Here is a 13,228-nt window from a genome sequence, read left to right as displayed (position 1 = left end):
TTGAAGCCCTGCAGTGAGGGAAGGACTCTGCCGTGCCCGAGACCAGCGGTTCGACCGGACGTACTCCGGAGACGCATGTCATCGACTTCCGTGCCGCCGAGCATCTGCTCGCCGCACGGGACCCGCGGGGCGCGGTGAAACTGCTCGACGGTGTCATCGCCGCCCACCCCGAGAACACCGCCGCCCGGCTGCTTCGCGCGCGTGCCTTCTTCGCGGCAGCGCAACTGCGGCCCGCCGAGCTGGAGTTCACCATCGTCCTGGAGCGGGAGCCGGACAACGCCTTCGCGCACTTCGCGCTCGCCCGCACCTATGAGCGGCAGGGGCGCGACGAGCAGGCGGTCCGCCACTTCCGGCTGGCGGCGGCGCTGGACCCCAACCCGCAGTACATGAAGGCCGCGCGGTTCGACTCCTGACCCGCGGTACATGAGGGCCGCGGTTCGACTCCTGATCCGCCAAGTTCCTAGGGGCCGTCCGGGGGCCGGTACGGCGGCACGTCGGGGCCCGGCTGGTAGTGCGGGCCCTGGCGGATGTGCCGGACGATGAAGAACATGTCCACGGCGACGACGACCGCCAGGACCCCGCAGGCCACGGCCCACCCCGTGCGACCGGCCACCGCGAACGCCGCCGTGCCGAGAACCGCCCAGACCAGCCCCCACACACTCAGCCAGAACCGCGTGCGCAGAGCACTGCGCGCGGTCGTGGGTTCACTGCCCGTACGCATCCGGATCACCACTCCTCCTTCGGAACGTACTCTTCGACCGTGCGTTCACAAAGTGGGGGTGTGTGCCGTGCCGTTGCCGGATGACGACGATCTGCCGGAGATCCTGATCGACCTCGCCGTGCCCCACGAGGACATCGGGCCGCTCGTCCGGATGCGCCGCCGGGTCCTCGACGACCCGGAGCTACGGCAGGTCCTGGAGACCTCCGTCGAGGAGCTGGTCCGGGACATGGGCCAGGTGGGCACGCGGGTCGAGGTGCCCGAGCTGGACTGGCCCGCGGGGCCCATGCGGCGCTGCTTCCCGGTGTACGTGCTGCTCGCGGCCCTGCCGTACACGCGCGCGTACCACCGCGAGCGGGGCATCCCCGCCGAGGTGTCCCGGCGCACCCTCGCCGACCTCGGCCGGCACATCGCCGTCCACCGCCGGCGGTACGGCTGCGCGGGGGTGCAGTCCCCGGGCTGGCTGTACCACCACTTCCGCGGGGAGCTCTACCAGCTGGGGCGGCTGCAGTTCGAGCGCGGCCGGCCGGGGACGCGCGCCGGGCGGGCGCTCGCCGAGGCCGGTCTCGACCCGGCGGCCCCGAGCCTCGATCTCCACATCCCCGACTTCCACGGGCCGCTGACCCCGGCCGCCTGCGACCGGTCCCTGGCGCTGGCCCGGGAGTTCTTCGCGCGGCACTTTCCCGAGGAGCGGCACGAGGCCGTGCTGTGCCACTCCTGGCTGCTCGATCCGCAGCTCAGGGAGTACCTGCCGGCCGATTCCAACATCGTCCGCTTCCAGGAGCGGTTCCGGCCGGCGTGGGAGGACGGCGAGGAGGCCGACACCGAGCCGGTGCAGTTCGTGTTCGGCGACCCCGGTCTGCCGGTCGAGGGCCTGCCCAGGCGTACGGCGGTGGAGCGTGCGGTGGGTGACCATCTGCGGACGGGCGGTCACTGGTACATCGGGCACGGGTGGTTTCCGCTCCGGTGATCACGGGTGGCTCCCGTTTCCGTGATGCGGCGGCCAACTTCCCTCGTACGGCGATGAGTTTCGCGCGGGTCCACGGTCTATCCCCGTGACAGCGACCGACAGCGACACCGACGCCGTACACAGGAGAGCCCCATGTCCGAGACCACCGCTCCCGCCCCCGCTTCCCTCCCCGTCATCGCCGAGTCCGCGACCACGCGTGGGCGGCGCGCCCGGATCGCGCTGCGCGGGCTCCAGATCGTCCTCGCGGTGTTCTTCGCGGTGGCCAGCGCGTTGCCGAAGCTGATCGCGCACTCCTCGGCCGTCGACATCTTCGACGAGATGGGCTGGGGCAGCGCGGGCATGTACACCATCGGAGCCCTCGAACTCGCCGGTGCCGTGGCCCTGTTGATCCCGGTGCTGCAGTCGGTTGCGGGGATCGCGCTGAGCGGGCTGATGGTCGGGGCGTTCGTCGTCCAGCTCTTTGTCTTCGACGGGGAGAACGCGGCGACGCCGCTCATCCTGATCGTCCCGCTCGCCCTCATCGCCTGGGCGCGACGCGGCCGGAACGCGGAGCTGCTGCGGCTGGTGCGGCGCCGGGCATGACACGACGTGCGTACGTACGGCGACGGCTGCGTCCGACGGGCTTCAGGGCCCGGCTTCGGGCGCGGCCGCTGCCGTACGTCCGACGAGGTCAGCGCACCGCGGGGCCGCTGCTGCCCTTCTCCATGGCGCGCAGCCGCTCCAGGTCGCGGCGGTCCCGCTTGGTCGGGCGGCCGGTGCCGCGGTCACGGATGCCGATCGGGGCGACGGCCTCGCGGGGCGGGGGCGGCGGGGAGTTGTCGACGTAGCACTGGACGGCGACCGGGGCGCCGACGCGCTTGCGGATCAGCCGCTTGACCACGACGATCCGCTCCCGGCCCTCGTGCCGCAGCCGTACCTCGTCGCCGACGCGCACGGAGTACGCGGGCTTGACGCGCTCGCCGTTCACCCGGACATGGCCGCCCTTGCAGGCGGCGGAACCCAGCGAACGGGTCTTGATCAGCCGTACCGCCCAGATCCAGCTGTCGATGCGGACGCTCTCCCCGGCCTGCGGCGCGGCAGCCTCGGCGGCGGCCGCAGCGGCCTTGTCGCCGCCCTGCTGTTCGTCACCCTCAGAAGCCATGTTCCCGACCTTAGCTCCTGCGCCCGGGAGGCGGCCCGGGCTTTTCGGCGGGGCCGCGCCTTACCGTGGAGGCATGGACCCCCTTCTCGCGCTGGACCGCCGGATCTCGGGCTGCCGGGCCTGTCCCCGGCTGGTCGAGTGGCGGGAGGAGGTGGCCCGTACCAAGCGGGCGGCCTTCGCCGGGGAGACCTATTGGGGGCGCCCGGTGCCGGGGTTCGGACCCTCCGACGCCCGGCTGCTGATCGTCGGGCTCGCCCCGGCCGCGCACGGCGGCAACCGCACCGGACGCATGTTCACCGGGGACCGCTCCGGTGACGTGCTGTACCAGGCGCTGTACGACGTCGGGCTCGCCTCGCAGCCCACCGCGGTCGCCGTGGACGACGGTCTGGAGCTGCACGGCGTGCGCGTCACCTCGCCCGTGCACTGCGCCCCGCCCGCCAACAAGCCCACCCCCGGCGAGCGCGACACCTGCCGGCCCTGGCTGGTGCGGGAGCTGCGGCTGCTGCGGCCCGGACTGCGGTCGGTCGTGGTGCTCGGCGCCTTCGGCTGGCAGGCGACGCTGCCCGCGCTGGCGGAGGCGGGCTGGACGATCCCGCGGCCCCGGCCGGTCTTCGCGCACGGGGTCCGGGTCCCGCTCGACGGCCTCGGCCTCCACGGCTGCTTCCACGTCAGCCAGCGCAACACCTTCACCGGCCGGCTCACCCCCGAGATGCTCCGGGAGGTGCTGCGGAGGGCCGCCCGGGAGGCAGGGCTGCTCTAGGAGTCCAGACGTACCGCACGTCCGGTTCCCGCTCCTCGTTGGTGCTGCCGTCGGTCCGCTCGGCAGGGACGAAGCCATGGCGTTCGTAGAAGCGGTGGGCGGGCTTGTTGACCTGGAAGGTCCACAGGTTCAGCCCCTGCGGGCTGCGCTCCTTGGCGAGCCGGACGAACCGGTCGCCGAGGCCGCGTCCGCGCCACTGAGGTGCGAGGTAGAGCTGGGAGAGCAGCTCGCCGTGCAGGACCATGACGCCGACCAGCGCGCCCTCCGCCTCGGCGACCCAGGTCTCCTGGCGCGGGACGACGAACTCCCGGAAGTAGTCCCGGACTTCCTCGTCGGAGTGGGGTCGTGCGACGGTCGGGAGAGCGGCGGAGAAGGACCGCAGCCAGACGTCCGCGGCGGCGGAGGCGTCGGCGGCCGTGGCTCTGCGCAGGGTGGTCACCGGGCTTCCTCCGGGACGACCGCGGTGGCCGTGATCTCCACCAGCTGGCCGGTGTATCCCAGGCAGGCGACCCCGAGGAGCGTGGACGAATGCGGCCCGCTGCTCAGGCCGGACGCCTCGACGACCTCCCACACGGTGGACAGTACGGCGGGTTCGCTGCTGACGACGTACACGTCGGTGGCGAGAACATGCGCCAAGTCACTTCCCACGGCGGCCAGTTGCTCGGTCAGGTTGGCGATCACCTGCTCGGCCTGCCGTACGGGGTCCCCCTCACCGACGATCTTCCCCTCGGCGTCGAGCGGCACGGCTCCGGCGAGGAAGGCGAGCTTGGTGCCGGCCTCGACGACGGAGGCGTGCGAGTAGGTGGGGGGCGGGAAGAGGGCGGGGGTGGTGACACGCTGGATCACGGCGGCTCCCGGAGTGACGGCGGACAACCCACTGATCTTCGTGGCGCGGTGATCGACACCGCATCCGATTTTCCCGCCCGGCGCAGTCGGCCCGCCGGCTCACCGTGTCCTACCGCGTCCTACCGCTTCGAGCCGGCCTTCCAGTCCTGGGCGAGCAGCCCGAGCAGCACCTCGTCCAGGAACTCGCCCATCACCCAGGCCGAGGAGCGCAGGACGCCCTCGCGGACGAATCCGTTGCGCTCGGCGGAGCGCAGCATGGCGTGGTTGTCCGACAGGGTCTCGATCTGTATCCGGTGCAGGCCGCGCACGTCGAAACCGTAGTGGCACAGCACCGCGACCACGTCGGTGCCGTAGCCCTTGCCGCGGCAGGACGGCAACAGACCGAGGCCGATGTGCGCGGCCCGGTTGTGGTGGTCGATGCCCCACAGCGTCGCGGCGCCGATCAGCGTGCCGCCCGCCAACTCCACCACGGAGAACTGGACGTGTCCCTGCTCCTTGTCGTCCACCACGAGCCGGGGGTCCTTCGAGCCGGGCGTGATCGGCCGCCACGGCCCGCTCTCCGCGCGCGCGGAGTTGGCCACGTCGTCGTAGAGCTCGGCCCGCAGGACCGGGATGTCGTCCTCGTGCCGAGCCCGCAGCCCGACCTTGTCGCCCCTGAGCATGCGAGCTTCCTATCCGACCGGTTCGCCCCACGGCAACCGATTTGAAGCCGGCCTCGGGGGGTGCCCCTATCTCCTCGGTCAAGGTGGAAGGGTGTTGGTTCGGGCGTCTGGAACGATGTGCCTGTGCATGCTGATGACCAGGTTGGCGAGGGTGTCTCTGCTGAGCTCGCGGCGTTTCTGCGGAACGCTGACGACGGCCGTCCGGTGAAGATCGTTCCTTCGGTCTGTGGCGGGTGCGGCGGGCGTGTGTTCTGCGTGCTCGTTGACGATGTCGAGGGCGGGGCCGAGCGGGTGTGCGCTGGGTGCGGCAGCCGTGCGCTCATCGCAGACAGCGAGGAGTTCTGGGAGGACGCGGACCCGGGCGAGGCCTGCTGTCCGTGCGGTGGTGAGGAGTTCGAGACGGCAGTCGCGTTCTCCCTTGCCGACGACGGGTTGGTTCGCTGGGTGACTGTTGGGCTGCGGTGCCAGAAGGACGGCGCCGTCGGGGTCTATGCCGACTGGAAGATCGACTACGGGCCCACGGATCACCTCCTGACCATGGTCTAGGTCTGCGGAGTGGCCGCCCGAACAGGCTGCGGTTCGTAGAAGGTGCCGTCCCGAAGCATGGCGAAGAGGACGTAGGCACGTCGCCTGACGAGGCAGGGCAGGGCCTGGGTGTGGTGCTTGCCCTGCGCGATTAACCGCTCGACAACCCCCCCGCCACCCGCCACCCTCGACAACAGCCATGTCACGCACCGTCCACCACACCCCGAACCGCCACCGCACGGCGCCGGCCTACTGGCCGTACGGTACGGCGGGCCCGTGCACGGCACATGCGCTGGCCGAACTCCGCTATTCGCGGGCGGAGTTGTCGCGGGCGAGGCGAGAGGGCCGCCGCCCGAGGCCCGAGCGCGTGGTCCGGGCGTTCGCCGCTTACACCTACCCCCGTGGCCTGGGCGAGCGGTGGACGAGCCCGTACGAGAAGAGGGCCAGGGCGGCCCTCCAGGCCTTCCGGGTGGGAGCCCTGCACCACCTGCGCGCCACTTCTGCGGACTCCCTCCACACGGCGGCCGAGACCCTGGACCACCCACCCACCCGACATCGCCACCGCGACCTCTGGGAGGCCTGACCCCGGTGCCCGACTTCCTCGCCACCGTCGCCGACCGCCTGGCCGCCCTCCCCACGGTCCGGGCGGTCGCCCTGGGCGGCTCCCGAGCCCAGGGCACCGAACGCCCCGACAGCGACTGGGACTTGGCGATCTACTACCGAGGCCCCTTCGACCCCGCCGACCTCCGCGCCCTGGGCTGGGAGGGAGAGGTCTCCGAGGTGGGCGGCTGGGGCGGCGGAGTCTTCAACGGCGGCGCCTGGCTGACCGTCGACGGCCACCGCGTGGACGTCCACTACCGCGACCTCGACGTCGTGGAACACGAACTGACGGAGTCCGAACAGGGCCGCTTCCGAGTGGAGCCCCTCCTCTTCCACCTGGCCGGGATCCCCACGTACTTGCTGGTGGCGGAACTGGCGATCAACCGAACCCTGCGGGGGGAACTGCCCCGGCCGGCGGTCTACCCGGAGAAGCTGCGCGAGTCGGCCGCCGAACGCTGGCTCGGCACCGCCCGGGCCACCCTCGCCTACGCCAAGGCCGCCCATGCTCCGGCGGGCCGCCTCACCGAGGTCGCCGGAGCCATCGCGACGGCCGCCGCCCAGGGCGCGCACGGAGTGCTGGCGGGACGGGGGGAGTGGGTGACGAACGAGAAGCGGTTGCTGGAGCGGGCCGGACTGCGGGAGATCGACGGGATCGTGGGGGAGCTGAGCGCGGATCCGGCGGTGCTGGTCAGCGCCGTCACGGAGGTGGAGACTCGCATCGCGGGTCACCGTACTCGTCACACTCAGGTGTGAAGTCGTGCCACTTCGGGTGGCCGGAACACGACTTCCTCGGCGGCCGGGAGGCGGTCCGCACAGAACTCCGGTTGATCAACACCGCAAGCGGCGCAGGGCCAAGCACTGAGGCCGTGGGGGGCGGTCGGGTGCTTGTCTGCATCTCGTGCGTCGCTTTTCAGTCGATCCCGGACTTTTGTGAAACAAGTACAGTCCGGCTCCCAGTTGGCGCACGCGCCACGAGTACGGGGAGGACCGAGTGAAGAAGACCCTGCTGACCTTGGCGCTGAGCGGCACGCTGACGGCCGCGATGACGGTACCGGGCATGGCCATCTCGGACACGGGCGCGACCGCGCTGCCAGGCACGGGAGCGAAGGTGCAGGCGAACGCCTGGCACTGCAACGTCTACGCCGACAAGTGTTCCTTCAAGACGTCCACCAAAGCCATCAAGGGTGGCAAGAGCTACAACGTCAGCAAGATCACGAACACGGCCACGGTGAAGGCGAACGGCTGGCAGGCGACCCTATCGCTGAGCCCGAGCGGCACGTACGTCAGCGAGAACACCCGTCAGGTCCGCTGGACCAACAAGAACACCTGGATCGCCGACATCAGCGGCATCGCAGATCCGGGTGGCTCGATCAACACCAGCATCACCACCTGCTCCGACGGTGGTGCCTTCAAAGCGGGTGTGAAGGCCTTCGCCTCGGCCTGTGCCGGTGACTGAACGGCGAATGGGCGTGGACCGCGGACTTCTGAATGAACGTGCCGGCCGTGGCAGATCTGTTCTCGCCTTGGCCGGGGTGACGATCGCCGCGGCGGTCCTGGGGGTCTCGATGTTCGGGGGCGGACCCGTGCACCGTCCCGAACAACCGGGTGGGGACCTTGCCCGACAGTTGCACGCCCTGCGCGGGGGCAATGATCTCGTACGTGCTTCGCGTGTCGATGTCGGGCGGGACCCCGCGCTGTACCCGACCGCGTACGGACGCCTGGAGGCGGCGCTTCCGACGGACCGTCACCCCGGTGCGTCGGTGCCCAGGGTGCGGCTGGACGCGCTGGCGGATCTGGCCCGCACCGACACCCTGGACACCCCTGCCTGGCGGGCGCATTACGTGTGTCTGTCGTTGTCCGGCGCCGCAGGCACCGCAGGCGCTGAATCCAGGGATGCGGCGGTGGTCCTGGAGCGGGCCGGACTTCGCGGGCGGGTCGAGAGCGAGGCGCTGGCCTATCTGAGGAAGCCGGACAGGTCGGACGACGCTCTCACCTCATTGGCCACGCGGGCGGCCTTCCTCCACGTCCTGACCTGCCTGGGGCGCGACGACCAGGTGCCCCGCGCGGCCGTCGATCGCCTCGCTGCGGACACTGCTCGCACCGCGCAGCCCGTACCGGTGCTGTACGCCGTGGACGCGCTGCGGGCCGTCGGCGTGCGTGCCCGCGCGACCCGCGCATTGCGCGACGCCGAATCGCTGCTGAACGCGGACTGCGTGGGCGTCGAACCCGTACAGCGCGCCGCACTCGTCCTACTGCGCCATCGGCTGCCGTCGCACACGCGAGACTGCCTGCGGCGGGGGCTGGACGACTCCGACCCGCAGACGCGCTGGCTGGTGCGCCGTGCGCTGGTCCTGGGTGCCGACGATTCGTCCCCGTCACCAGCCACTGCGAGAGTCGGCTTCCGGCCCGACGGCCTTGTCGCCAAGTCCCCGGTGCAGTTGGGTACGCTCACCGCCACCTACGCCGCCGCGCGGGCCCTGACCGCCAGTGGCCGGCAGGAGCAAGCCCCGGAATGGCTGACGGAGCGGCTCGCACAGATGGGTTCGGACCCGGCCCTCGATCCGGGCGATCGGGTCCTGCTCGCCATGACGTGTCACCGGCTGTCCCTGCGCTGTGGACCCCAAGCGGAGAAGGGGGCCGAGACGGTCGCCGAGTCGCAGGTGCCGCACACCCTGACCGACGAGAACTGGCGCCGCTGGTACGGGGCCGTGACAGCCCGTGCGGAGTTCGGCCTCGGCTGTCCGCGCACCTCCGTCGGCTCGCCGGCGCTCCAAGGCTCCGCGCTCTTCTCACGTCGCTTGCGCGTCATCGTCGTGCTCGCGGACGCGGGGTGCGAGGAGCAGGCGGCGCGGCTGACGGAGGGCACCGACCTGGTCGCCGAGGCACGCGCGGCACTGCGTGACGGCGACCTGATCACCGCCTCCGATGCCGTCCAGGCGGCCCTCGTCTCGGACCAGAGCGTCCCGCAGCGGTTGTGGGACGACCTGCCCGGCCTGCTGGAGCCCTACCGCGACGCGAAGCATCCCGATCTCTACGCGGCCTCACCGGGCGGTGCCGCCTCCGCGGAGGCGACGAGAGCCGCGTACTACCTCCTCGCCTGAGCCGGCCGCGCGTCCCCGCTGAACCTCCCGAAGGACATCCGACGTATGAACACAGCCTCCCCGCCCGCCGTCGTCGCCGAGCAGCTGGCCTTCACCTACGCCTCCGGCGGTGGACTGATCCGTGCGGATCTCATCCTCGAAGCCGGAGTGACGGCTGCCGTCGAAGGCCCCTCCGGCTCCGGCAAGAGCACCTTGCTCGCCCTACTCGGCCTGATCCTTTCGCCGACCGAGGGATCCCTGCGCCTGGCGGGCACGGACACCGGGCTGCTGTCCTCGGCGGAGCGGGACGCCCTGCGGCAGCGGTCGATCGGGATGGTTCTGCAGGATCTCGGGCTGCTGACCTTCCTCAACGCCTGGGAGAACGTGGCCGCGGCCTTCGGACCCCGGCTCGCCCGGCATCGCACGGCGGCCTGCGCTCTCCTGGGCGACCTGGGGCTCGAGCGCGTGGCGGAGGCTCCGGTCGCCGCGCTCTCCGGCGGTCAGCGGCAGCGCGTCGCCGTCGCCCGCGCGGCCGTGAAGCAACCCGCGCTCGTACTCGCCGACGAGCCCACCTCCGGCCTCGATCCCGAGAACGCCGCCTCGGTGATGGAAGCGCTGCGTTCCTGCGCCCGGCGAGGCGCGGCCGTGTTGCTCGTGACGCACGACTCCGCGGTCGCCGGGACCTGCGACCGACGGTTCGTGCTGGACGGCGGTGTGCTGGCGGCCGTCGGTGCGGAGCCGGCCGCGCCTGCCCGTCGTACGCCCGACTCGCCCAAGGAGAAGTCGCGTTGAGCCGCTGGAGTCTCTACACCTGGAAGCGCGACGGGCGTTCCCTGCGCAGAGCGCTGCCCACGCTCACCGTGCTGGCCGCGCTGCTGACCACCTCAGCAGGGGTCGCGGCCGGAGCAGCCGGTGCCGTCGAGCGTGATGTGCTGGGCTCGGGTGGACTCACCCAGATCGAGCTCTCCTCTTTCGAGGGCGCCGCGTCGGTCCGCGCGCTCACCTCTTCGGCGCTGCGGGACGCGGACCAGGTGCCGGGCGTCCGCAGAGTCGTGGCCGACTACTCCTCCACGTTGTACGCCGAGGAGGACGGGACGTACGACATGCCCAGCCGCACCCTGACTCCGGGCGACGACCTCCCGATCACCAAGGGCCCCGCCCCAGCGGCGCTCGGCCCGAGGGAAGTCGTCCTGCCCGCCCGTGCGCAGGGCACCGACTTCGAGCCGCTGCTCGGCCGGACGGTCGGTTTCGGCTACACGAAGGCGACGGGGGCCGAAGCCGGTACCACCGCCGCCATCGAGTTGCGGGTCGTCGCCCTGTACGACCCGAGCTGGCAGGCCGACGGTCCCGATGTCGCCTACCTCTCCGAGGACACCGCCGCGCTCCTCGCCGCGGCCCGTGCCGGTCTGGATCCGCAGACGTTCCGGGACAGGGAAGGCGCCCAGTCGGCCGTCGTGGTGGTCGAGCATCAGAACCAGGTGGCGGCCGTCACCAGGGCACTGCAGGACCAGGGGTTCTCGGCCGCCGCGGTCTCCGACCGGGTGCGCAATCTGCCGGGACTCTTCGGCGCGGCGGACCTCGCGATGCGCGTCGGTGTGCTGGTCCTGGCTCTTGCCGCCATCGCCCTCGGCGCGGTCCGGGCGGCCGACAGCGCGCGAGCGCGGCTCGGACAGTTCGCCATCCTGCGGATCCTCGGTTCCGGGCGCCCGGAGCTGCGCCGGATCCTGCTGGGCGAGGCCGTGCTCTCCGGGGGAGTGGCGGGCGTGGTCGGAGCGATCGTCGGCACCTGTCTCTCCGCCGCTCTCGCCGACCCGCTCAGTGACCTCCTCGGCCTGCCCATCCAGGTCACGGACGCCCTGCCCGCCCCCACCTGGGCCACAGCCGCCCTCCTCCTCCCCGCCCTCGGCCTGGCCACCGGCGCCCTCCTGGGCAGCCGAGACGCACTCCGCCGGGACCCCTATCTGACGGCACGCGAGCACGGCTGACCTGCGGTGCGGCACGGCCGAGTCAGCACGGACGGGGGAAATCAGCCGAGTCGTATCCACACCGGTGCGTGGCCCGAGCCCGGTTTGTCCTGGCGGGCTCGGGCCAGGAGCGATGGAGGGGTGGGGAGGGTGGTGCCTGCCGTGGTTGCCCGGTGGATCGTCCGCGAGTGCGCGCAGGGCCGTCTCTTTGACTTCAGATGGCAGACCGCCAGCCGCAGCGGCCCCGCCTCCACCGCCAGCAAGCCGCGGACCGCCGCCCGCGTCTCCCCGCCCGTCTGTGTGTTCGGAGTCCGCCGTGTGCCACGCGCCGGCCACCAGGCCCGTCAGGTCCCCTGGTGCCGCCACATCGCCGACCGCAGGCACTCCGAGCAGCGTCGGGTGCGTTCCGTGATCACGGCGGCCTGGGCGGCCAAGGTGCTCGAATCGCGAGGGCCGCGGCAGGGTGATGACGACATGCGCGGTTCGGCTCACACCGTGCCCGTACACCGTCGTACGTTGGCCGCATGACGCCGACCGTCGCCGAGCTCATCATCACCGGGTGCACCGTGCTGACGCACGACGACCGCGAGCGGATCCGGTTCCTGGAGGACTCCGCGATCGTCGTTCGGGATGGAGTCGTTGCGGCCGTCGTCAGCGTCGCTGAGGTCCATGGGGTGTCCGCCCTCGAACGGATCGACGCCCGTGGGCAGGTCGCCCTGCCGGGGCTCGTCAACTGCCATACCCACGCGCCGATGGTCGCGCTGCGCGGGGTCGCCGAGGATCTGCCGACCGAGGAGTGGTTCAACGACGTCGTCTGGCCGATCGAGTCCAACCTCACCGAGCGGGACGTGGAGTTGGGGGCGCGGCTCGCCTGCGCCGAGATGATCCGGGCCGGGGTCACCTGCTTCGCCGACCACTACTTCGCCATGGACGCCGTCGCGGCCGTGGTCGAGGAGTGCGGGCTGCGGGCCCACCTCGGTGAGGCCTTCTTCTCCTCCCAGGGACCTCAAGGGCGGGAGCGTTCACTGGAGTTCGCGCTCCGGCACCGAGGGGGCGCGGGCGGCCGTATCACCACCGCGCTCGCCCCGCACGCCCCCTACACCGTCACCGACGCCGACCTCGCCGCCACCGCCGAGCTCGCCCGTGAACACGGGCTGCCCGTCCATCTCCACGCCGCCGAGAACCGCGATCAGACGGAGGCCAGTCTCGAACGGCACGGCGTCACCCCCATCGGCGTGCTCCAGCGCACCGGGATCCTCGACACCGACGTCCTCATCGCGCACGGGACCGGGATCCTCGACCGTGATCTGCCTCTTCTCCGGGAGGCCGGCGGCCGGGTCTCCGTCGCGACCGCGCCCCGTGGCTACCTCAAGTTCGCCTGGCCCAACACCACTCCGGTGCGCGCCCTGCGCGAGATCGGCATCCCGGTCGGACTCGCCACGGACGGCGCCGCCTCCAACAACTCCCTCGACGTCTGGGAGTCGATGGCGCTCACCGCGCTGATCCAGAAGTCGGCCACCGGTGACCCGCGATGGCTGACCGCCCGTCAAGCCCTGCATCACGCGACGCTCCAGAGCGCCCAAGCCGTCGGGCTCGGGGACCGGTCGGGCACCCTCGCGCCCGGCCGCCGCGCCGACATCGTCCTCGTCGACCTCACCGGGCCGCACACCCAGCCCGTTCACGACCTCGCGGCGACCCTGGTGCACAGCGCCCGCTCCTCGGACGTACGCACCACGATCGTCGACGGCCGCGTCCTGATGCGTGACCGCGAGCTGCTGACGCTGGATGTGGCGGCGGTCGTACGGGAGTTGGGGGAGCGCCTGCCCGGTCTCCTCGACCGGAGCCACGGCAGGCGGATCCAGGAGTACGGCACCTGAGACCGGCCGGGTCCTGAGCGGCGTACCGAAAAAATCTTGGGACCGAGCGATGAGTTCCGCTCCTGCCGACGGTCACCACCCGGAA

17 protein-coding genes and 1 pseudogene are annotated in these 13,228 nt (G+C 71.8%); 12 read left to right on the top strand and 6 right to left on the bottom strand.

Annotated elements, in window-relative coordinates:
- Positions 1-32: 32 nt before the first annotated feature.
- Positions 33-413, top strand: a complete 381-nt coding sequence (locus AC068Z_RS30070) for a tetratricopeptide repeat protein (protein WP_451724705.1) — start codon at positions 33-35, stop codon at positions 411-413.
- Between the two features lie 47 nt (positions 414-460).
- On the opposite strand, the gene AC068Z_RS30065 is transcribed toward AC068Z_RS30070, so the two are convergent.
- Positions 461-721, bottom strand: coding sequence for a DUF6343 family protein (locus AC068Z_RS30065; RefSeq protein ID WP_478562440.1), 261 nt, complete (start codon positions 719-721; stop codon positions 461-463).
- Positions 722-788: 67 nt separating this feature from the next.
- Here AC068Z_RS30065 and AC068Z_RS30060 point away from each other — a divergent pair, with 67 nt between their 5' ends.
- Positions 789-1,688: an acyltransferase domain-containing protein gene (locus AC068Z_RS30060; RefSeq protein WP_478562437.1), complete on the top strand. Its 900-nt coding sequence runs from the start codon at positions 789-791 to the stop codon at positions 1,686-1,688.
- A gap of 132 nt (positions 1,689-1,820) precedes the next feature.
- The gene (locus AC068Z_RS30055) at positions 1,821-2,270 is read left to right on the top strand and encodes a DoxX family protein (protein ID WP_478562434.1); all 450 of its coding nucleotides are present in this window, start codon (positions 1,821-1,823) and stop codon (positions 2,268-2,270) included.
- Positions 2,271-2,358: 88 nt separating this feature from the next.
- Here AC068Z_RS30055 and AC068Z_RS30050 read toward each other — a convergent pair whose 3' ends face one another.
- On the bottom strand, positions 2,359-2,829 hold the full coding sequence (locus AC068Z_RS30050) for an RNA-binding S4 domain-containing protein (protein ID WP_478562431.1): 471 nt from the start codon (positions 2,827-2,829) through the stop codon (positions 2,359-2,361).
- Between the two features lie 73 nt (positions 2,830-2,902).
- Between AC068Z_RS30050 and AC068Z_RS30045 the strand changes: the two genes are divergently transcribed.
- Positions 2,903-3,589 carry a uracil-DNA glycosylase gene (locus AC068Z_RS30045; RefSeq protein ID WP_478562428.1) on the top strand — a complete coding sequence of 229 codons (687 nt, stop codon included), beginning with the start codon at positions 2,903-2,905 and terminating at the stop codon, positions 3,587-3,589.
- Here the strand turns inward: AC068Z_RS30045 and AC068Z_RS30040 are convergent.
- The 3 genes from AC068Z_RS30040 to AC068Z_RS30030 all read right to left on the bottom strand — a co-directional run bounded on the left by AC068Z_RS30040 (position 3,528) and on the right by AC068Z_RS30030 (position 5,097).
- Positions 3,528-4,028, bottom strand: coding sequence for an N-acetyltransferase family protein (locus AC068Z_RS30040; RefSeq protein WP_478562426.1), 501 nt, complete (start codon positions 4,026-4,028; stop codon positions 3,528-3,530). The genes AC068Z_RS30045 and AC068Z_RS30040 overlap by 62 nt on opposite strands.
- Positions 4,025-4,435, bottom strand: a complete 411-nt coding sequence (locus AC068Z_RS30035) for a RidA family protein (protein ID WP_478562423.1) — start codon at positions 4,433-4,435, stop codon at positions 4,025-4,027. Before AC068Z_RS30035 ends, AC068Z_RS30040 begins: the two co-directional genes overlap by 4 nt.
- Positions 4,436-4,554: 119 nt before the next feature.
- Positions 4,555-5,097 carry a GNAT family N-acetyltransferase gene (locus AC068Z_RS30030; protein WP_478562420.1) on the bottom strand — a complete coding sequence of 181 codons (543 nt, stop codon included), beginning with the start codon at positions 5,095-5,097 and terminating at the stop codon, positions 4,555-4,557.
- A gap of 123 nt (positions 5,098-5,220) precedes the next feature.
- Between AC068Z_RS30030 and AC068Z_RS30025 the strand changes: the two genes are divergently transcribed.
- Entirely contained in the window at positions 5,221-5,643 is a 423-nt protein-coding gene (locus tag AC068Z_RS30025) for a hypothetical protein (protein ID WP_478562417.1), read from the top strand.
- Here AC068Z_RS30025 and AC068Z_RS30020 read toward each other — a convergent pair.
- Positions 5,640-5,780, bottom strand: a pseudogene (locus tag AC068Z_RS30020) (IS110 family transposase); the annotation flags it as partial. The gene AC068Z_RS30025 and the pseudogene AC068Z_RS30020 overlap by 4 nt on opposite strands.
- Before the next feature lie 41 nt (positions 5,781-5,821).
- Here AC068Z_RS30020 and AC068Z_RS30015 point away from each other — a divergent pair.
- From AC068Z_RS30015 to AC068Z_RS29985, 7 genes are all read left to right on the top strand, one after another.
- Entirely contained in the window at positions 5,822-6,205 is a 384-nt protein-coding gene (locus tag AC068Z_RS30015) for a hypothetical protein (protein WP_478562414.1), read from the top strand.
- Positions 6,202-6,975: a nucleotidyltransferase domain-containing protein gene (locus tag AC068Z_RS30010; protein WP_478562989.1), complete on the top strand. Its 774-nt coding sequence runs from the start codon at positions 6,202-6,204 to the stop codon at positions 6,973-6,975. The genes AC068Z_RS30015 and AC068Z_RS30010 overlap by 4 nt, the downstream gene beginning before the upstream one ends.
- A 238-nt stretch (positions 6,976-7,213) precedes the next feature.
- Entirely contained in the window at positions 7,214-7,678 is a 465-nt protein-coding gene (locus AC068Z_RS30005; RefSeq protein ID WP_478562411.1) for a hypothetical protein, read from the top strand.
- Between the two features lie 76 nt (positions 7,679-7,754).
- Complete coding sequence (locus AC068Z_RS30000; protein ID WP_478562408.1) at positions 7,755-9,323, top strand: hypothetical protein; 1,569 nt, start codon at positions 7,755-7,757, stop codon at positions 9,321-9,323.
- A gap of 45 nt (positions 9,324-9,368) precedes the next feature.
- On the top strand, positions 9,369-10,094 hold the full coding sequence (locus tag AC068Z_RS29995; RefSeq protein ID WP_478562405.1) for an ABC transporter ATP-binding protein: 726 nt from the start codon (positions 9,369-9,371) through the stop codon (positions 10,092-10,094).
- Positions 10,091-11,287 carry an FtsX-like permease family protein gene (locus AC068Z_RS29990; protein ID WP_478562403.1) on the top strand — a complete coding sequence of 399 codons (1,197 nt, stop codon included), beginning with the start codon at positions 10,091-10,093 and terminating at the stop codon, positions 11,285-11,287. The genes AC068Z_RS29995 and AC068Z_RS29990 overlap by 4 nt, the downstream gene beginning before the upstream one ends.
- A 503-nt stretch (positions 11,288-11,790) precedes the next feature.
- Positions 11,791-13,143: an amidohydrolase gene (locus AC068Z_RS29985; protein WP_478562401.1), complete on the top strand. Its 1,353-nt coding sequence runs from the start codon at positions 11,791-11,793 to the stop codon at positions 13,141-13,143.
- Positions 13,144-13,228: the final 85 nt, after the last annotated feature.

The sequence above is a fragment of the Streptomyces sp. NPDC043726 genome (assembly GCF_056436565.1).
Note: the sequence above shows the minus strand (reverse complement) of the source record. Positions and strands in the feature narration are given on the sequence as shown.

Bases quoted from the DNA above. Each gene is read 5' to 3' on its own strand.
- AC068Z_RS30065 (WP_478562440.1), bottom strand. From the start codon at position 721: ATGCGTACGGGCAGTGAACCCACGACCGCGCGCAGTGCTCTGCGCACG.
- AC068Z_RS30055 (WP_478562434.1), top strand. From the start codon at position 1,821: ATGTCCGAGACCACCGCTCCCGCCCCCGCTTCCCTCCCCGTCATCGCC.
- AC068Z_RS30050 (WP_478562431.1), bottom strand. From the start codon at position 2,829: ATGGCTTCTGAGGGTGACGAACAGCAGGGCGGCGACAAGGCCGCTGCG.
- AC068Z_RS30045 (WP_478562428.1), top strand. From the start codon at position 2,903: ATGGACCCCCTTCTCGCGCTGGACCGCCGGATCTCGGGCTGCCGGGCC.
- AC068Z_RS30030 (WP_478562420.1), bottom strand. From the start codon at position 5,097: ATGCTCAGGGGCGACAAGGTCGGGCTGCGGGCTCGGCACGAGGACGAC.
- AC068Z_RS30015 (WP_478562414.1), top strand. From the start codon at position 5,822: ATGTCACGCACCGTCCACCACACCCCGAACCGCCACCGCACGGCGCCG.
- AC068Z_RS29995 (WP_478562405.1), top strand. From the start codon at position 9,369: ATGAACACAGCCTCCCCGCCCGCCGTCGTCGCCGAGCAGCTGGCCTTC.
- AC068Z_RS29985 (WP_478562401.1), top strand. From the start codon at position 11,791: ATGACGCCGACCGTCGCCGAGCTCATCATCACCGGGTGCACCGTGCTG.